15 protein-coding genes are annotated in these 20,281 nt (G+C 43.7%); 13 read left to right on the top strand and 2 right to left on the bottom strand.

Annotated elements, in window-relative coordinates:
• The first annotated feature begins 74 nt into the window (after positions 1–74).
• From G3569_RS14810 to G3569_RS14795, 4 genes are all read left to right on the top strand, one after another.
• Positions 75–1,136, top strand: coding sequence for an IS5 family transposase (locus G3569_RS14810; RefSeq protein WP_165270570.1), 1,062 nt, complete (start codon positions 75–77; stop codon positions 1,134–1,136).
• Between the two features lie 101 nt (positions 1,137–1,237).
• A complete protein-coding gene (locus G3569_RS14805) occupies positions 1,238–2,035 on the top strand; it encodes a hypothetical protein (RefSeq protein ID WP_165270568.1) in 798 nt (265 codons plus the stop codon).
• 21 nt (positions 2,036–2,056) lie between these two features.
• Positions 2,057–2,701 carry a hypothetical protein gene (locus tag G3569_RS14800; protein WP_165270566.1) on the top strand — a complete coding sequence of 215 codons (645 nt, stop codon included), beginning with the start codon at positions 2,057–2,059 and terminating at the stop codon, positions 2,699–2,701.
• A gap of 2 nt (positions 2,702–2,703) precedes the next feature.
• Positions 2,704–3,489 carry an ABC transporter ATP-binding protein gene (locus G3569_RS14795; protein WP_165270564.1) on the top strand — a complete coding sequence of 262 codons (786 nt, stop codon included), beginning with the start codon at positions 2,704–2,706 and terminating at the stop codon, positions 3,487–3,489.
• A 140-nt stretch (positions 3,490–3,629) separates the two neighbouring features.
• Here G3569_RS14795 and G3569_RS14790 read toward each other — a convergent pair whose 3' ends face one another.
• Positions 3,630–4,085 (bottom strand): MauE/DoxX family redox-associated membrane protein, encoded by a 456-nt coding sequence (locus tag G3569_RS14790; RefSeq protein ID WP_165270562.1) that lies wholly within the window; start codon positions 4,083–4,085, stop codon positions 3,630–3,632.
• A 79-nt stretch (positions 4,086–4,164) separates the two neighbouring features.
• Here G3569_RS14790 and G3569_RS14785 point away from each other — a divergent pair, with 79 nt between their 5' ends.
• Complete coding sequence (locus G3569_RS14785; RefSeq protein ID WP_165270560.1) at positions 4,165–5,061, top strand: TIGR01777 family oxidoreductase; 897 nt, start codon at positions 4,165–4,167, stop codon at positions 5,059–5,061.
• Between the two features lie 458 nt (positions 5,062–5,519).
• Here the strand turns inward: G3569_RS14785 and G3569_RS14780 are convergent, their stop codons facing one another.
• Positions 5,520–8,159 (bottom strand): FG-GAP repeat domain-containing protein, encoded by a 2,640-nt coding sequence (locus G3569_RS14780; RefSeq protein WP_165270558.1) that lies wholly within the window; start codon positions 8,157–8,159, stop codon positions 5,520–5,522.
• A 114-nt stretch (positions 8,160–8,273) separates the two neighbouring features.
• Between G3569_RS14780 and G3569_RS14775 the strand changes: the two genes are divergently transcribed.
• From G3569_RS14775 to dnaK, 8 genes are all read left to right on the top strand, one after another.
• The gene (locus G3569_RS14775) at positions 8,274–10,409 is read left to right on the top strand and encodes a BatA domain-containing protein (RefSeq protein WP_165270556.1); all 2,136 of its coding nucleotides are present in this window, start codon (positions 8,274–8,276) and stop codon (positions 10,407–10,409) included.
• A gap of 4 nt (positions 10,410–10,413) precedes the next feature.
• Positions 10,414–10,995 (top strand): hypothetical protein, encoded by a 582-nt coding sequence (locus G3569_RS14770; protein WP_165270554.1) that lies wholly within the window; start codon positions 10,414–10,416, stop codon positions 10,993–10,995.
• A 42-nt stretch (positions 10,996–11,037) separates the two neighbouring features.
• Complete coding sequence (gene hflX, locus G3569_RS14765) at positions 11,038–12,327, top strand: GTPase HflX (protein ID WP_165270552.1); 1,290 nt, start codon at positions 11,038–11,040, stop codon at positions 12,325–12,327.
• 23 nt (positions 12,328–12,350) lie between these two features.
• Entirely contained in the window at positions 12,351–13,019 is a 669-nt protein-coding gene (locus G3569_RS14760) for a CBS domain-containing protein (RefSeq protein ID WP_165270550.1), read from the top strand.
• 99 nt (positions 13,020–13,118) lie between these two features.
• Positions 13,119–16,109, top strand: coding sequence for a DUF6340 family protein (locus tag G3569_RS14755; RefSeq protein WP_205720228.1), 2,991 nt, complete (start codon positions 13,119–13,121; stop codon positions 16,107–16,109).
• A gap of 3 nt (positions 16,110–16,112) precedes the next feature.
• On the top strand, positions 16,113–17,402 hold the full coding sequence (gene aroA, locus G3569_RS14750; protein ID WP_165270548.1) for a 3-phosphoshikimate 1-carboxyvinyltransferase: 1,290 nt from the start codon (positions 16,113–16,115) through the stop codon (positions 17,400–17,402).
• Positions 17,403–17,540: 138 nt separating this feature from the next.
• A complete protein-coding gene (locus G3569_RS14745; protein WP_165270546.1) occupies positions 17,541–17,966 on the top strand; it encodes an Hsp20/alpha crystallin family protein in 426 nt (141 codons plus the stop codon).
• A 122-nt stretch (positions 17,967–18,088) separates the two neighbouring features.
• Positions 18,089–20,065: a molecular chaperone DnaK gene (gene dnaK, locus G3569_RS14740; protein WP_165270544.1), complete on the top strand. Its 1,977-nt coding sequence runs from the start codon at positions 18,089–18,091 to the stop codon at positions 20,063–20,065.
• The last annotated feature ends 216 nt before the right edge of the window (positions 20,066–20,281 follow it).

The raw sequence follows: 20,281 nt of genomic DNA, 5'->3' as shown, positions 1-20,281 counted from the left end.
GGAATCTATTTCTTTTTAATAGGGAGCTTTGCAGAACCCCCTGATTTAGCGATTTTTACTCAAAATAGGTAGATTTGACTGAACATCACCAATTTTTCACCTCATATTGTTTTGTTATCTCGGACAAACGCCACCAACTCAGCATGTTGGATCAATGGGCCACCCAATCTGGTCAAATTAGCCGTTCAACCGAACGGCTGGCCGAAATAGACGAGTGGATCGACTGGGCTCCGCTCTACGAGATTGGCCGCCGCATCGACAAAACGGGCCCCCAGGGCGGGCAGCCCCGCAAACCGGTTCGATGGATGATCCGCGGGCTGTTTCTGCAGCACCTGTACCAGCTTAGCGATCCACAATTGGAGGATCAGCTCATCGATCGGCTGAGTTTTCGCCGCTTCGCTAGGCTCCCCCTGGACCAGAAGGTCCCAGACTTCAGTACCTTCTGGCGGTTTCGCGAGGCCCTGGCCGAGGGCGGCCACCTGGAGGATCTGTTCGGGGAGGTAACCGGTCAGCTGGAGGCCAAGGGGTTGATCCTGAAGCGCGGGACGGTCGTCGATGCGAGCATTATCGAATCAGCGGGACGCCCGCTTAGCGACGATAAATGCAGGGGATTAGAACAGCAGCCTTCGGCCCAAATCGACACCGACGCCGACTCCACCCAAAAAGGCGGGACCCACTACTTTGGCTACAAAGGCCATATTGGGATGGACGTGGGCAGCAAGCTGATTCGCCGGGTGAGCTTTACGACGGCCTCCCCGCATGACTCTACCCAACTGGAGAACCTGCTCAGTGGCGACGAACGGGCGATCTTCGGCGACAAGGCCTATCCCAGCAAGGACCTGAAGGTCACCTGCCGCCAGCAGGGAATCTACTATGGCATACTCGATAAAGCCTACCGGAACAGCCCGCTGAGCTCATCCCAGAAAGCCCGAAACACCCGCAAGCGGCGGGTCCGCCGCTACGGGGAACATCCCTTCGCGGCCATTAAAAACCGCTACGGAATGGCTACTGCCTCCGCCAAGACCAAACTTCGCAACAAGGCCCGGTTTATCATGAGTGCGATCTGTTGGAATATCGAACGCAGCATCAGCTGGGCCAAATCCGGCTCGCCCCTGCTGCCGGCAGCGGTCACCTGATGGGTGAGCTGTACCCATCAGAGGCCGAATCGGCCTCGCTGGCCCGATTTTCGGGCCAATAACAACAGAAATGACTATGATTATCGACTATTTATACATTTTTGGAGTCTGCAAAATCCCAAATTGAGAAAAACTCGAAAAGAGCAAGTAATTCAAAGCCCCCTAATAAAACACAAGTAATGCTAACTACTACCAAAGAGCTATATAAAGTCAATAAAAAACTCTCCAAAAGTATTCGCCAAAACCCATGGCTCTATTTTTTCGTGATTGGTATATTTTGTGTGGCAGTTATTTCAATGATATCAGTGACGTTGTTTAAAGATTATACAGATCGAGATTCGTTTATAGTGGTGGCTTACTTTGTTGCTGTTTTTGATATAATTGCAATCATAGCTCGAATTACAAACAGGGCATTTATCGAGCCTTATCAACTGGCGATCTTTCCAATCAGTAAATGGAAAAAAACTCTATTCCATTTTGCAATTTTGCTGTTGGATTACAAATCGTTGATATACCTATCATCGATGGTCTGCTTTGTAGTTTTGTTTGTGCAACAATCACTGTATACAGGGGCATTTTTAAGCGTGATCGTATGGTTTCTTTTATTAAGCATTATTTTAGCTTGGACAGCTCTGTTCTATAGCCTTTTTGGGAAATACTTAGATAAAATGGGAAATAATATTCAGTATATAGCGGTTTTTTTCATCGTCGTTCTTACAGGTATGGAAGAGTTTATAGATGATTTTATGGTTAAAATTCCTGTACTGAAACAGGCTGGAGCTACTTTATATGGACTCTGGACAGAGAGCCCGCAACTAGTGTGGGAGAACTTTCCAATATTGTTGGGCAGTTTAGGTCTGCCATTAATCTTGCTACTTGTAATTTCAAGATTGGGCTAGAATCAATAAAAATAGATGTACATGGATCGTTTGAAATATATTCAGGTTCAGCTAAAAATAATGAATCGTTACTTGAATCTGACTATTGGTTTAGTTCTGTTTTATATACTCTCAGGGATCATCCTGGTAGACTTTAGTCGATCCTACGCTATCAATATTCCGTTAATTAGTGTTGCATTAGCTATTTCTTTCACGGGAGGATTATTTGGACGTCTGTTTTGCGAAAAAAAGAACGAAATACAGGGTTATATGCTCACTCCCTGGTTTCTGCGGTCTGTTATTCTGTCGAAAAATATTGCCTTGCTTTTATTATCAGCAGCAGTGCCCCTGCCTATGCTGGTAGCAGCCTCATTTTTTGTTCCTATTGCCGCGCAGGACTATATAGATATGGCGCTATATTTTATTACCTCAATATCGGTATGTCTACTATTGGGAAATGTTGTTAGTATTTCAAAAAATATTATGTCATCAGAACGTCTGGGGTTTTCTCCCCTTCAATGGCTCATTGTTGCTGTTTCTCCTGTTCCATACCTGATATTTAAAAGCTGGATGGGAAGCTGGACGTTGTGTGTCTTATTTTTCTGTGTTTCTTGCTTTGTGTGGTACTTCTATGAACTCCCCTGGGCGGAGAGAAACTTCCAAACCGTTTTTTATAAAATCAGTTAGATATGAATGCGATTGAAATAAACAACCTTACAAAAAAGTATAAGAAATCTATTTGTGCTGTTGATGATTTCTCTTTGGCCATTCCCTCATCCTCCATTTTCGGCATTGTAGGTCCCAATGGAGCGGGTAAATCAACCGTTATGAACATTCTTGCAGGAGTTATCAATAAAACAGAAGGAAGTTTTACAATTCTTGGGAAACAGATTAAAAAAGGAGGTTACGAATACAAAAGAGAGGTTGGGTTCGTACTTGATAAACCTCATTATATTGAAAAGCTATCCGTAATAGACTACCTGAATTTTTGTGCTGCGATGTATGAACTGCCGGCAAAGGAAATTGAAATGCGTGTCTCAGAACTATTGCATTTTTTTGAGTTAGATGAAAAGAAAGATGAGCGAATTGAATTCTGTTCAAAAGGTATGAAGAAAAAAGTGTCTCTGGCAGCGGCAATGATACATCAACCGAAACTGCTTATACTGGATGAACCGCTGGAAGGGATTGACCCTGTTGCTGTAAAACAGATCAAGGATACATTGCGCTTAATGGCCGAAAAGGGGGTTACGGTGATACTTAGTTCTCATAATCTTGATGCGGTAGAAAAATTCTGTGATGAAGTGGCAATCATTGATAAAGGAAAGCTTGTTTTTCAGTGTAAGACACAAAAGATACGAGCAAAAATAAAAAATGAGTTAACCAAAGAGACTTATGAATCTCTGGAAGAAATATTTATAGATGCTGTTTCCACTAAGGATACTAAAAAGGGAAGTAAGAAGCTTTCGTGGTTATAAAAATGATTTCTTTATAATTTTATGAGTAAAAATGTCATCCCTTATACAGAAGTATACTTTATAGTCTTATGAAGCATAGCATATTATAATCGATCAGAAATTTCAGCAGTTGGTCCGCTTGTTTGCGATGGATCGTACGGCTACTTTTGCCAGCTGTTATCGTTGGAACTCATTAGTAGATAAGCCCCTAAGATCATTGTAATAAGTACCGCGTTTCGTATTAGCGTAAACTCCAATCCCGAAGCAAAGCCAAAAGCCCCAAAACAACCGCAACTGTCAACATTCATTCCCTGCAGATAAAAATACCCCAGTACCGACGAAAAGCCGATTAGCATGAGCAGGGTAACCGAAAGAGCCCACTTCAGGTATTTTCCCCAGAGTAAAAAAACGGCGAGCACTAACTCCAGTATAGAAGTTCCTGTCACTATTGCTGATGCATACTCAATAAGCCAAAAATATTCTGTAGCCAGCAGTTCTACCAGGTAGCGTGCGTCGGCCCCGTTGATGAGTTTGCCCACCCCCGAAATCAGGAACAGTAGTCCTAAAATAATTCTTATGGTTAATATGGAATAACGTCGATATTTTGGGTTCATCATTGTTACATTACCTTAACTCTGGAATGATTAGTCGATTACTAATGTAATTGATAGCTACCAAAAAAATGAAATTATTTTTATGAAGATTTTTTTATCAGGTGCTACAGGCTTTGTTGGTTCTTATCTTCGAAGCATGCTGCTTCGTGAGGGACATCTTTTGACCATTGTAACACGTAATCCTAAGAAGTATGAAGAAGAAAAAGCTGAGAACCAGCAATTTGTGTCATGGGATGACAATCTTGCAGCTGAAATGGAACAGGCTGATGCCGTTATTAATTTGGCAGGAGCCTCCATTTTTGGGCAGCGATGGACCGAAGAAGTTAAAAGAAAAATATATTCCAGTAGAATTGAGACAACCACCCAGCTCGTAAGTGCAATTGAGCAAGCCGATAATCGTCCTTCCGTAATGGTTTCAGCGTCGGGAGCAGACTACTATGGAGATTGTGGGGACAAGGTACTGGATGAAACAGAGGAATCGGGCGAGGGATTTCTGTCCAAGGTTTGTGTGGATTGGGAACAGGCAGCAGAGCTGGTTACCGCTTTAGACGTTCGGTTGGCTATTCCGCGCATTGCTGTTGTCTTAGAAAAAGATGGCGGAGCCTTGGAGCAAATGTTAACCCCCTTCAAGCTGTGTGTAGGTGGTCCCATTGGTAGTGGAGGCCAGTATTTTCCCTGGATACATATGTATGACCTATGCAGAGGCATCGTTTTTGCAATCCATAACGAAGATTTTACGGGAGCTTATAATTTGAGCGCCCCCAACCCGGTTACCATGCGAACATTTGCCAACGAGTTGGCGGCACAGCTCAATCGTCCGTCGCTGTTTAAAGTCCCGGGATCAGTGTTAAAGTTAGTACTGGGAGAGGCGGCTGATCCGATTTTAACGAGTAAACGCCTACAACCTAAAAAGCTGCAGCAACACGGCTTTGAGTTTCGCTTCCCCTATTTACAAGAAGCCCTGGCCGATATTTTATAACATTGTAGTCTGTTAATTATGTTGAGCCGGACAACACTCTCACAACCTTGATGTCAAGTGGTTGTCCTTCTTTCTAAAAAAGTGAACTTGTGCTACGAAGCTATGCCTGCGCTCAAGGGTCTACTGCGTGCTCCGTCGCTGAAGCTATGGAGCATAAGAGACTGAAGCAGTTTTCGGCTACGTAGGTTGTATTTCGGTAGATTAAACCTTGGCATAGGATGGCCTGTCGAAGTTTCTCTTTCAGCATCTCGTATACTCGCGCTATTGGTGTTGGGGAATCAGCTGACTATCTCCCAAGTACTGTTTCCGCGGCAGAGCGACGGAAACAGTACTTGGTCATTACTCGCAACATCCTCCTTCCGGTGCTCCGCTCCGGAAGGAGGGGGGGCAAAGAGAACGAGACAAAAAAGATAAGTTAAGCACATGAGCCAACTACTCATGCACTTTAAAATATATACTTACTTATCCTCACCGAATATCGTCCAGCAGCGAAGTCCTTCACGGGTTTGGGCCATGAGTTCTTTATAACCATCTCCATCGATATCCGCGATTTTCGGATAGGCCATAGCAGAGGTGGGAACAGAATAGATACGTTCTCCACTATACGCCTCCCAAATATAAAGCCGTCCAAAATTAGCCAACGCTACGATATCATCAAGGTTATCATTATTAATGTCGGTAATAAAGGGAGAGAATGAAGAAGCGGCAGGTTGCCCCATGTTTTGAGTAAATCGAAGTTGCCCTTTGGTATTAAGCAGGAAGATGGATCCATTGTTACTTATCGTCAATATCATATCTTCGCGATAGGTTTGTTCGTTGGCACGCAAGCGCATATTATGAACAGAAGGTGTACCCATGAGTGCACTGCTGGAGGCATAAACAGCTTCGATGCCTGAGGATTCTGAGGTGGTCTCAAGTACATTTAGTGAGTCGGCAAAAAGTTTCTTAGGGCCAACAGCATAAAGGTAGCCATCCGCAGCATTTGCCAGGATGTGGTTTTCATGAATTAGAGGAGACCCGTTAAGCGAGGCATTAACAAATTTCGGAAATCCGTTGCGCTGGTTTCCGTCTGCCGACCAGCTGTGAACAGCGTTTTCTGAAAAAGCCAATACAGAGCGATCACCCCGGTACTCTTCAACGACAGGTTGTGTGCGAATTTTAGCATTTGTGGTTACAGGCCATCCACCGATATTTTTTCCACGCCCATTTAAAGCGTGGAGGTTACGATCGCTAGTAGCGACAATTGCGTTTGGTAATCCATTGCGATCAATATCATCTACTTGCAATGGGGACGTTATTTTTTCGTTTAGTCTAAAAGGGAACTTCGGCAGAGGCTGACCATTATCATTCCAACCGTATATTTTATCTCCGGCCGCAATTAAAATCACGTTCTGGTTGGTCGAGTACCAGTCATAGATGACAGGAGATCCCAAAGGTTCATCGGAGCCGGTATTGGCTTGCAGTACCACGGTACCATCGGCAGCCAGGGCATAAAGGTTACCCGATTTTGTGGCAAAAATAATCTCTTCTTGGTCACTGCCGCCGATGTCTGCCATTACCGGTTTCCCGGAGAGTTCAGCGCCAGTTGGAAAAATCCACTTTTCACGATAGGGGGCACTGCGATCTTCAGCTTGATAGGTCTGAAATTCAAATGCCAGCTCATCTTTATTATCGTTGAGAGTAGCTGAGGCAGTGAATGTATTAAATTTTGATGTGATCGCATCCAGATAGTTATCAGGAGCTAAAAAGGGCTTTATAAATGGGTAAAAGTCTTCGCCGGTTACAAACAGTCCACTTATTTGATCCGAAAGGTCATTTTTAATATCGCGGAAATGTTGTTCATAGTACATCGTTCTTCGCCGGTTGCGATCTGATGATACCATCTCAACCAATCCTTTTCTTTTGGAAATTATAACAGCATTTCCGGTGACGTCGAGATAAAAGTCACGAAAAGAACAGAGGCTGCTACCAACAAGTTTTGCAATTGTAGGACTTTGAACAAAGTAGGTGCCATCTTTTCTTTGGATTAGATCATCTTGTGTTAACTGCCGAAGCTGCTGTCTCAGGGTAGCCGGTTCAGAAACTTTGCGAATAAAAAGGTGTTCCCCCGTAGATAAAAATCCTGATTGTGCATAGGTAACCATGGCAAATTCAGGATCGAGAGTTTGTGCTATTTCTGTGTATTGATACTGGTCGGCCAGTAAAGTTGAATCCAGTTTGGTAGGATTATTTATGCTTGTAGGAGGAGCCATTCTCGGGGAGAGGCGTAGAAGAACAAATGCTGCTGCATTCGATGAGATATACCGATCAAGAGAAATAGGAGCATTGATACTGGAAAATGAGGCCACAAGATCTGTAGGAATCTCTTTAGATAGAGGAAGAGTGCCCGAAAACGCAACTTCTTGTGTTTTGTCGCTCTTCCTGTTAGCGGAGAGTAAAGAAGGCTTTGTCCCTTTTAATGCATTCTTTATTTGAGGGCGGTAAGTAACAGAAGTAAGTTGGCGAAGCCATTCGTCAAGTGATGGGGTATTCATTACGATATTCCCGGGTGCCAGTGATAGGTCGGATAAGTCTGCACGTGGTGAACTTCCCAGATAGGCACGGATGGCATCTTCAATACCGAGACTGGATTCAGATATTAACAGGTGCTCATGCATTTGAGCCGCAAAAAGCGTACGGTCTTGCATACGAAGTTTGTGAATGGTTACATCCTGGAAAAAATATTCATTTTGTGAAAAGCGCTGATAAAAATGATCTGTAAGCTTACGTAATATATTCGGTTCTGCATCGGCCATCCAGACGGTTTCAAGCTGGTCGTTTGAACCGGTGTAAAGCATAATTGCCTGTAAAGGGATCGACTGAGATGCCGTTGAATCTACCCTGGACAACAGCTGGACGGCAGAAGAGGTTACGTCATCCAGAAAAGGAGTATAGGATGATGCTAAAACAGAATTTAGCGTTGCCCCCTCAGCAGGGATGATAACAAAGGGTGCGTTTTCGGGAATGGCATCGGACCATGGCCGGTCTGGAATGGATGAACAGGCTGTGAATAAGGTAAAAATTAATAGAAATAAGCCCGGAAGTTTCAGTCGTGTCATGAATGGGTAAATTTCTCAGTAATATTATTACTAAAACGCTGTTAATTTTATAGCTTAGTGTTGTCTTAATCAATCTGGGGGACAACCCGCCCAAAGTAACAATTTTTGATGTAAATGAACTTCTTAAATCCATTTTTCTTATTCGGATTACTAGCCGTAGCCATACCGGTTATTATTCATCTCATCAATTTGCAGCGACCAAAGAAAGTTGCATTTTCGACGTTGTCGTTTTTTAATGAGCTTCGTAAAACAACCATCCGTAGAATACGCATCAAGCAGTATCTGTTAATGGCACTAAGAGTGTTAGCGTTACTGTTTTTAGCACTGGCTTTGGCCCGTCCCTTTTTACCTCCAACGATAACGGGCCCAACAAGTTCCACGGAGCCTAAAGTAGTGGCTATTGTATTAGACAACAGTGCCAGCATGAATCGCATCGGCAGCCGGGGGCCTCTTATAGAGCAAGCCAAAAAAGTAGCTGGCCGTATTATACAAAACGCAAACTCGGATGATAAATTTTATATTACCACCACAAACGGGGATTCGTTTTCACAAGATCGATTGTTGGACAAAAAGAGAAGCAATGAGATCATATCTGATATTGAGCCCCAAAATAGTGGGCATTATACTAAAGAGCGTTTTTTAAAAGCCTATCAACAACTGCAAGGTGCGCCCCAGGCTCAGGCGATGATATATATTATATCAGATGGACAGAAAAGCCAGATGCTAGACCTAAAAGATCTCAGCATTCAACGAAAAGATAATGCACAAAAGCCGGTTACAATACAGCCCATTAGCCTGGAAAAGGGGAAACAACAAAATGTAGCAGTTTCTTCGATCACCTTAAAAAATCAGATGATAAGCCAGGGTACGCCTATCACTTTAGCGGTAGATGTAGAAAATGTGGGCGATGCTGCCGTGACGAATCAGTTCGTATCCCTGGAAGTGGATGGAGAGCTGTTGGGGCAACATGAAGTAGCACTAGAGCCTGGGGAGTCGAAAGAGTTTTTGTTTCAGGCGGTGCCGGGACAGACAGGTAATTTAACTGGGCGCATTATAATAGAAGGAGATGAGGTGGATTATGACAACCGCCGTTACTTTGTGGTTAATATTCCCGAAGAACGCTCAGTATTATTAGTAAAAAAAGAAGAGGCCGACTCCCCTTTCTCCTCATACCTCCAATCTGTTCTTGAAGCTGCAAAGCAATCACGTGCACAACTATCATTTAAAGTACAGCAACCGAATCAAGTTACGCCTTCACAATGGCCAAATTATGACGCCATAGTGCTGGACGGTATTGAACAAATTCCGGATTACTGGTTTCAGGATATGCAGCGATATGTGCAAAATGGTAATGGCCTGCTGTTTTTTCCATCAGAAAAAGGAGCTATCGAAAATTATAACCGATTTTTATCGCTTTTTAATGCGGGGAAATTCACAAATATTGTAGGGGAGTACGGTTCTTTTGAACAAGTAATAAAGATGGCAGAAATCGAAGAAGGCCACCCCGTGTTAGAAAATGTGTTTGCCAAAAAAGGGGATGAAGATATAAATATTGAGTTACCCTCTCTTTATTACTATTACCGATATCGGAATTCTGGGAACGCAGGATCGATCGATATTCTAAAAGCAACCAATGAAGATCCCCTGCTAACGGAACAGCAGTTTGGTGAGGGGGTGTTCTTGATTTCGACATTAGGAACAGATCCCGGTTGGTCTAACTTGCCGGTGAATCCGATATTTGCGCCCCTCTATTACCGAAGTATACTTTATGCTTCATCATCCCAAAAAGCCGGTTTGCAGAAATATGAACTGGGTAAAGCATTTCGATGGGAGCATGCATTACAATCGTCTGATGTTAAGTTGGAACTCGATGGGTCGGAATATAGACCAAAGGTTGAACAAGCGGCATACGGAGTTCGTATTTCTTATAGCGGGCAAGAGTGGGAGCCCGGGATACTGACAATAAAAGCGGGGAAAGAGTCATATAAAATTGCTGTAAATCAAAATATACTTGAATCGCGGTTTGGTTCGTTAGAGAGTACAGCCTGGCAAGAAATGATTTCGTCTAACGCCTTAAGTGTTAATAAAGGGATTAAGGCCGGGCAGTGGTCGGCAGAAGAACTCGATGAAAAATTGAGTGCCAGTATGTTCGGTCAAGAAATATGGAGCTGGTTTATTTGGTTAGCTTTGCTTTTTTTAATATTAGAAACTGTTATTACGCGGATATATAAAGCAGAATCCGTATCTTGATTCTATGATTCAACTCACTGAAAATATCGTACTTTGGCTGATACTTGTTCCTACTACCTTTGGAGCGGCAGTGTTGGCAACCATGGCCTTGGTAAATGTCTTGCGGTTACGAAATGTGAGATTGAGCTGGAAAACTGGCAAAATGTATGGTTATCCCTTATTTTCAACCTTGTTTTTAATATCGGGACTTCTTGTAGGCGGTATTGCAACGTTTAGGGCCGAAACTGCTGAAATGATAGCTGCCGGCTTTTATATATGGTTGGGATTTTGCTGGTTTACAACAAGTTACCTGGTAACGAAACGATTTATTACTGATCACGGCATCGTTAAAAACGTAAATAAGCCCTCTCAGACAGTAGCATGGCACCAGATCAGAGATTTTGTCGAAAAAGAAACTGAGGAGAACACACGATATATCTTTATTTATAGTCTGCAAGAAACGGACGATAAGTATAATCTGATCCGATTAGAACTTGATGTGCCGCATAAAAAAAGAGAATCCTTCCAAAAATTGATTTCTCATAAACTCGGACGACGCATTCGTTGTTATATGAAGGGTGACATTAATGTAGAACAGTTCGAATAACTGTTGTGATCGCATAATTTTTAACTTTTTACCAGTAGTCATTTGTTTGAAGAGATACGAAATTCTGATATTGTCCAAGAGCGAGCACTCCTTGTGGCAGTCTATGGTCCCGGCACTCCGCGTGTACAGGCCGAAGAATATTTAGATGAGCTTGAGTTATTAACATATACTGCCGGCGGTGTAACTGTAGATAAGGTCTTGCAGAATCGAATGCATCCCGATGCTTCAACCTATGTAGGCTCGGGAAAATTGCGTGAACTCAAGCGTATGGCCGGTGAAAAGAATATTGATACCCTCATTTTTGATGACGACCTTTCTCCGACTCAGATTCGTAATATCGAAAAGGGAACCAAGGCCAAAGTGTTGGATCGCAGTGGCCTTATTTTAGATATCTTTGCTTCCCGGGCTAAAACGGCAGCTGCAAAGACACAGGTTGAATTGGCACAACTGCAGTATCTGTTGCCCCGACTAACACGGTTTTGGACTCACTTATCTCGCCAGCAGGGAGGTATTGGCACGCGAGGTCCCGGTGAATCACAGATTGAGATGGACCGTCGTATGATCGATAAGCGTATTGCTACGCTAAAAGATAAGTTGGAAAAAATAGATCAACAGCGCCAAACCCAACGGAAAGGCCGATCTAAAAAGAATCGCGTTTCTCTTGTTGGATATACCAATGCCGGTAAGTCTACGTTGATGAATGCCCTTACTGAAACGGAGGTCCTAGCCGAAAATCGATTGTTCGCTACGCTAGATTCAACCGTTCGGCAATATGAGATCGAGAATCATGATATTCTGCTATCGGATACCGTTGGTTTTATAAGAAAGTTGCCTCACGATCTTATTGAAAGCTTTAAGTCTACACTTGATGAAGTGCGTGAGTGCGATATTTTGCTTCATGTGGTAGATGCATCTTCCCGTATGACCCAGGATTATATCGACGTGGTGGAAGATACACTCGAAGATATGGATGTAGACGATAAGAAAAGTGTACTCGTTTTTAATAAGGTAGACCTGTTGGATTCGCATAAGATAACAGAGCTCAAGCATAGATATCCCGATGCCGTATTTGTTTCTGCAGAACGGAATATTGGATTGGCTAAACTTGAGGATGAGATTACGGAACTTATTGAGGAGGATTACGTAACAAAAACTATGAAGATACCTGCTGCAAAGTATGAAGGAGTCGCTTTTTTACATCGCGAAGCGAATATTATAGAAAAGAAATATGTTGGTGCCGATGTTGAGCTTACGTTTAGTATTGATAAACCTGATTTAATGCGCTTGGAAACATTATTGGATAATAATGATGCCGCAGAGTCAGTTGCATAAGAAAACCCTCAAAGATTAAAACTATGTTGGCAAACAAATCGATAGTCAAGCAAAAGTTTGAGCCGTTGGAAGGGTCCGATCAGGTCAAAAGGATAAAGGAGCGTATGGATCAGGAGCGTTATAATACGTTGCCTGTTGTTAACCAGGTTACCCAAAAGCTGATTGGTCAGATAAACAGAGACCAGATCGAGGATATGAGTGATGAAGCACCTGTATCAGATCTGGAACTGGATGAAGCCGTAAAGATTTACCAGGGGCAGCATATTTTTGAGGCCGCTCGTCTCATGTTACAACATGAATTACATCTGCTGCCGGTGGTTGATAAAGAGTGGACCTATATTGGGGTGCTTACGAAAGAGAAAGTACTGGAATCGCTATCACGTATGCTTAATCTGGCTTCTTTTGGATCGGTTATTACTGTGGAGCTTAGCAAAATTAACTTCTCAATATCTGAAATTGTCCAAATTATTGAGACCGAAGGGGCAAATATTTTGGGGGTTACCGTTGAAACTCCTGCAGAGGCGGACAAGAAGTTTGAGGTTTCTTTTAAACTAAATCTCAAAGATGTTTCGCGAGTAGTGGCAGCCCTTCGCCGATATGAGTATACGGTACTTGCTGAATCGAAGAGTACCGTTTTCGGAGAAGACCTGGAAAATCGAGCAGATGAATTGTTAAATTACATCGATATGTAAATAGCTGTTCAATCTGACTTCCTTCCTTTTTTTTCGGAACAAAAAGACATTTCTTGATATATTCAGTAATAACTGAAACGCTAACTGTTTATCTACCTGATGTTAAATACGCGTGTAATTTTTGGTCTGTCCCTATTTCTCTTTGTTTCCATTGCTACTCCACTGCAAGCCCAGCAAATCCAGTCTCCAGCTACCAAAGACTATCAAGATGGTATTACACTGTTTGACCGGGGATTGTATGAAGAAGCGATAGATGAATTGAATCAGTTTATATCGGATAACAGGCGTCACAACTTGCAGCCTTCCGCCGGTTTTTACTTGGTTCGTGCTAAAGCAAAAGTAGATTCTGCCAATACGGTCGCGCATTATGAGACATTTATCAGTAAATACCCTCAAAGTCCGTTTTCCTCAAAGCTTTTATTTGAGCTGGGACAACAGGCAGAAAAAGAGGAGCAGTTCGATAAAGCAATAACCTATTACGATCGGGCTATAAAACTTGGACTCAATAATAAAAAGGCATCTCGCACCTATTATTGGATGGGGGAGGCGGCCGCTGACAATGATAATAATAGCCAGGCGCGCACCTATTTTCTCACATTAGCGGATAAATACCCTGATTCTGATTGGGCTCCCAAAGCGTTATATACCCGGGGACGGTTATACCTGAGTGAAAATAAATATGATTCTTCTACAGTAGCATTTGAGTTACTAAAAGAACGCTATCCCCGTGATGAAATGACCCGACGTATTGGAACTGCTCTCGGAGAATCATACTACCAACAAGGCCGATATAAAGAAGCGATCAAAGCGTTCAAAAATGCCATTCCACACCTGGATGAAGAACTGGAAACGAAGGCTGTTTTATTGATTGCCGAAAGTTATAACTATTTAAATAAGTTTGATAATGCGTCAACCTATTACAAGCAATACATAAACAGAACCAAGGGTACGGATAAGGTACGTGCCGCGCACTATGGCTTAGGATGGGTCTATCATAAGCAGGAGATCTACCACTGGGCGGCCGAAGAGTTTGGAAAAGCTGCTAAAGGAAGGGATGAACTGGCACGCAAAGGCCTCTACTATAAAGCTGTGAATGAAAAACTGGGGTCTCGGTACCGAGAGGCGATTGAAAGTTTTCGGACTTTTGGCGATCGGTTTGAAGAGGGCCTTTGGGTGGAAAAAGCGTATTATGAATGGGCCATCACGGCTTATGAGATAGGGCGTTACAGTGAAACTATTGAGGTGTTATTACCGCTGGTCCGTAGTGATGCCGAACTGGAATGGAAGGGTAAGGTATTTACGCTGTTAGGAGAAGCTTATTTTGCCAATGAAGAATATACACGGGCCCTACAGGCTTTTAATGAGGCAGAAAAAGTAACGGATGTAGCTCCTGCGATAAAACGCCAAGCACAGTTTCAAAAAGCTTGGGTCCAGTACAGTAATCAGGCGTACAAGCAGGCACAACCTATCTTTGAGTCGCTTAATGAAGAATACCCGGATTCTAAGCTAGGCAAAGAAGCACTGTTCTGGAGTGCCGATGCTTATTATCACCTGGAGGATTATGGACCGGCCAGGGCACAATTTGCGGAATTTATTCAACGCTATCCCGAACATAAATTGGTGGGACCGGCGAACTACTCGTTGGGATGGAGCCATTTTAAAATGGGTGATTACCAAAAAGCAATAGAGCCGTTTATCAGCTTCAAAAACAAATACGAAGCCCCGGAAATAGCGCTTTATCCCTATGATACCGACACGCAATTACGTATCGGGGATTCTTATTACGCTATCAGCGACTATGAAAATGCCATAAAATATTATCAGCAGGCTATTGGAGCCGAGCCCGGTGGAGATTATGCTATGTTCCAGGTTGCGAACAGTCATTATCGCAATGAACAAACCTATGAGGCCGTAACGACTTTTCGTCGATTCTTGCGTATTTATCCTTACAGCCGTTTACGAGAACAGGCCCAATATAATATTGCTTACATATATCTGAATACCGGGAACTACACGCAGGCAGTAGAGGAGTTCCAGACCGTTATTAATAAATATCCCAACACCAGTTGGGCAGCTCGTTCGCAGTATAATATTGGTGATACCTACTACAATGCCGGGGATTACAAAAAAGCTATTAATGCTTATAAAAAAGTAATGAAGAAGTATCCTCGAAGTGAGTATATCATAGAGGCGGTCAACGGTATTCAGTATGCTCAGATGTCGAGTGGAAAAGCCGATTCCAGCTCAGCTGTGTTAGAGGATTTTCTGGCAGAGCATCCACAAACTTCTATGGCCGACCGACTGCGGTTTCGACAGGCTGATAACCGTATGCAGACGGGTGATTACCGAGGGGCAATTAAAGAGTTCCAACAATACCTACGTATCACCAATAACGAAGAATTACAGCCGGACGCTCACTTTAACCTGGCCAATGCCTATGAACAGACCAACCAGATGGATAAGGCGGTACAAGAATATCAGACCATTGTCTCTGACTTCCCTAACGCTGAAAGGCTGGCACCATCACTTGCTGCATTAGGACGAATTGCCTACGATCAGGCCAAGTACCAAGAGTCATTCAATTATTTTGAACAGCTTTTAAACAAGACTAGCCAATATAGGCAGGAAGCATTAATAGGGATGGGCGATGCTCAGCTTGCAATGAAAAACATTGATAAAGCTGGAAAGCATTACCAGGCAGCACTCAATAACAATCAGGAATACGCCCCGGCAAAAGTGGGAATGGCGAAGGTGGCGATACAAAAAGAAAATTATCAACAGGCTAAGGATTTATTGAGCCTAGTCGCAGAATCGAATACCACTGAGATTGGTGCAGAAGCACAATACCTGTTGGGCGAAGTATTGCAATTACAAAAATCGTATCAAGCTGCAGTCAAGGCTTATTCCAACGTGAATGTACTGTACCAGGCTTTTGACAAATGGGTTGCTAAGTCGTTACTTGGCAAAGCAAAATGTTATATTCAGCTGGGGCAACGAGGGGAGGCCCGATCAGCTCTGCAAAAACTGATTAAAGATTATCCCGATACACCACAATCACAAGAAGCGCAACGCTTACTGGACCAATCGTAAGAAATGAACCAAGACGTTACACCTGCGAAAGTATTACAAGGAACTCTTAAACTGCCTGCTGATAAATCGATTTCCCATCGTTCTGCGATGTTTGCATCTCTTCATGAGGGCACTTCAACAATTAACAATTTCTCGACAGCAGCCGACCCGCACAGCACATTAGATTGTATGAGGCGGTTGGGTGTTGCTATTCGCGAGTTGGGTGACAATACTATTGAGGTAGAAGGAGTGGGGCGTGATGGATTAGAGACCCCCTCAGATGATTTGGACTGTGGTAACTCGGGTACTACAATGCGATTGCTTAGCGGTATTATTGCAGGGTCAGGAGTTCCGGCGCGGCTTACCGGTGATGAATCCTTGTCGGCCCGCACGATGAAACGTATTATAGATCCCCTTTCCGAGATGGGGGCCAATATCGATGCCCGCAAAGATGATTATGCGCCTTTGGCTATCAGCCGAAACGGTCCCATAGCCCCCTTGCATTTTCCGTTACCTATCGCCAGTGCGCAGCTTAAATCATGCGTATTATTGGCCGGTTTGTTTGGGGATGAGGAGACCGAAGTGATAGAAACATTACCCAGTCGTGACCATACCGAGCGTTTGTTAAATCTTCCCATACAAAAAGAAAATGGAAAGAAGATTATAACTTCCTCCCGAAGTGATGAAATACCGGAACAGTCGTATCGCATCCCTAATGATTTTTCAGCAGCTGCTTTTTGGTTAGTTGCGGGAGCCATACATCCTGAAGCTGAAATTACATTACCTAAAGTTGGTATGAATCCCACGCGAACGGGGGCACTGGATATTTTAAAAAAGATGGGGGCTTCTGTTACCGTATCCAATACGGGCAGCGAGGGAGCAGAACCCGTAGCAGACCTGTCGGTCTCCAGTTCAGCCTTGCAACCCATCACAATAACCGAAGATATCGTCCCCAATTGTATTGATGAAATACCCATTCTAGCGGTTGCTATGCTGTTTGCTGATGGAGTATCTCGTATCTCGGGGGCCGAGGAGTTACGTCATAAAGAAACGGATCGCCTTACTGCTATGGCAGATATGTTGACAAAAGCAGGAGCCGATTTTACGGAATATGAGGATGGGTTGGAAATCCACGGGGATCCTCAGTTTTCACCCCAGCCGTCAACATTTAGCAGTTATGATGATCATCGCATAGCAATGTCGGCTGCTGTGTTGGGGTTAATGGCAGAAAATACCTGTCGGGTTACCGAAGCCGAGTGTACTGCCATTTCGTACCCCACCTTTTGGGAAGACCTTCGAACCCTGACGAATTGATCTCCTTTTACGCAAATCTGACAAATCCTATTCGGTGCTGACGTAATAATGCCAATACGTCATAAATGTATCCTGCCTATTAAGCTTGGCATTGTCATTGCTCATACTATAGTGAACTTGAATTAGACCGGTGGATCTATGAATGATTTCGCAATTGATATTGAAAAACAGCTAACGAAGCTGGGCAAAGATATCCAGGATTTTGTAGAGCGCATTGTACCGCTTGAAGATCGTGGGCATGATTTTACTCCATCGTGTGATATTATTGAAAGCGATGAAGAATTTGTCATTAAGCTGGATCTGCCGGGTTTGTCAAAGAAAGAGATTAATATCGCTCTGAAAGAGCATGTATTAACGGTGAAGGGCGAACGAGTTACCAAACTTGATGATGAGGAAGTGTTCCGCCGTCAAGAGCGGTCAACGGGAGTTTTTTCTCGCTCGTTTGCGCTGCCGGAAAATGTTAATACTGCCGAAACAGATGCCCTGTTTCGCAATGGAGTATTAACAATTACCATGCCCAAATCAGAGGTGCTTAATGATGCACAGTCGATACCAATTAAATAATTACTTGTCATGCTGAACTTGCTTCAGCACCTGATTGCTCCCGAATCAAGTTCGGGATGACAGGTACAACAAGAAATTGCACAAAGAATTAAATAACTAACAAAAAAGACCAAATAACTATTATGGGAAAAATTATAGGAATTGACTTGGGTACTACCAACTCCTGCGTTGCTGTTATGGAGGGTAATGAACCTACAGTGATTCAAAACTCTGAAGGTGGCCGAACAACCCCATCGGTTGTGGCATTTTCCAAAGACGGCGAACGCTTAGTTGGTGCACCCGCTAAACGACAAGCAATAACGAATCCAGAAAAAACGATTTCTTCTATCAAGCGCTTTATGGGGCGTCTGTATAATGAGGTAGAAGAAGAGACGCACCAGGCTTCATATGAGATTGTGAAGGGCGATGACGATACCGCTCGTGTGCAGATTGAAGATCGCAAGTATGCTCCTCAGGAGATCTCTGCGATGGTGCTTCAAAAGATGAAGCAGACAGCTGAAGAGTATCTCGGCGAAGATGTTGAAGAAGCCGTAATTACGGTTCCTGCTTATTTTAATGATGCACAGCGTAAAGCTACGCAAGAAGCAGGTGAAATTGCAGGCATCGATGTTAAACGAATTATTAACGAGCCAACGGCTGCTTCATTGGCATACGGTCTGGATAAGAAAGATCAAGACCAGACTATCGCAGTATATGACCTCGGTGGCGGTACCTTCGATATCTCTATTCTGGAGCTCGGTGATGGCGTTTTTGAAGTGAAATCCACAAGTGGTGATACGCACCTCGGCGGAGATGACTTTGACTCGCGTCTGATTGATCACCTGGCCAAAGAATTCAAAAAAGATCAAGGCATCGATCTCCGTGAAGATCCGATGGCGATGCAGCGACTGAAAGATGCTGCTGAAAAGGCAAAAATTGAGCTTTCCAGCTCACAGAAAACAAATGTGAACCTGCCATTTATTACGGCTACTGATTCTGGTCCCAAGCACTTGGATGTTGACATCAGTCGTTCCGAGTTCGAGAAACTGATTGATGACTTGGTGCAAAAAACGATCGATCCTTGCAAGAAAGCTCTGGGCGATGCGGATATGACGAAGAACGATATCGACCAGGTTATCTTGGTTGGTGGATCTACTCGAATTCCAAAGATCCAGGAAGTTGTAAAAGATTTCTTCGGTAAAGATCCAAGTAAGGGCGTTAACCCTGATGAAGTTGTAGCCGTTGGTGCTGCAATCCAGGGTGGTGTAATGTCTGGTGATGTTGATGATGTAGTACTGCTCGACGTTACTCCACTGTCTCTCGGTATTGAAACACTGGGTGGCGTTTCCACACAGCTTATTGAAGCAAATACCACCATCCCTACAAGCAAGACCGAAACATTCTCTACTGCTGCTGACAACCAAACCAGCGTAGAAATTCACGTACTGCAGGGTGAGCGTGCCAAAGCACAGGATAACCGAACACTGGGACGCTTCCACTTGGATGGTATTCCACCCGCCCCACGCGGTGTACCTCAAATTGAGGTAAGCTTTGATATTGATGCTGACGGTGTACTCAATGTAAGCGCCAAAGATAAAGGAACAGGTAAAGAGCAGAGCATTCGCATCGAATCTTCTTCCGGTCTTTCTGAGGAAGAAATAGAGAAGATGAAAGAAGAAGCTGAGAAGCACGAAGAGGAAGACGAGCGTATCCGCGAAAGAGCAGAGAAGCTTAACAAAGCGGACAGTCTTGTATTCTCTACGCGCAAGCAGCTTGATGAACATGAAGATAAGATCTCTGATGAGAATAAAGAGAAGATCGAAGAAGCACTTGAGAAAGTGAAAGAACTCCACGATCAAGAAAAAGTGGATGAGCTCGATGATGCAATGGAAGAACTTAATAACGCATGGTCAGAAGCTTCGCAAGAGATCTATCAATCTGCTGCTCAAGGTGAAGGACAGCCCGGACCCGGAGCTGCCGGACCGGGTGGTGCTGCAGCTGGCGCTGCCGCTGGAGCAGGTGCTCCTAACGGTGCTGCCGATGCTGGTGCCGAGCAGGATGACGACGAAGATGCGGTAGATGCAGACTTCGAAGTTGTTGATGATGAAGACAAAGAGTAATCATCAGCTGATGGTTTATCATTAGTCTTTGGGCCCTCCATCTTATCGATGGGGGGCTTTCTTTTTATAATAGAGACTTATTATTTTCGTTGGTCCAAATGAGCATACTACTCGGCCTAACAGTGGGTATAAATGCAGCGAGAAAATGTGAGAATGAAAGCGATGAGCTACCCCATCTAACAAACTAGAGTAAACCGGCAAGGATGTTAGGTGAGA

Source organism: Fodinibius halophilus, from assembly GCF_011059105.1.
In the GTDB taxonomy this organism is placed as follows: domain Bacteria; phylum Bacteroidota; class Rhodothermia; order Balneolales; family Balneolaceae; genus Fodinibius; species Fodinibius halophilus.
The sequence above is the reverse complement of the archived record's forward strand: the minus strand, read 5'-3'. Positions and strand labels throughout refer to the sequence as shown.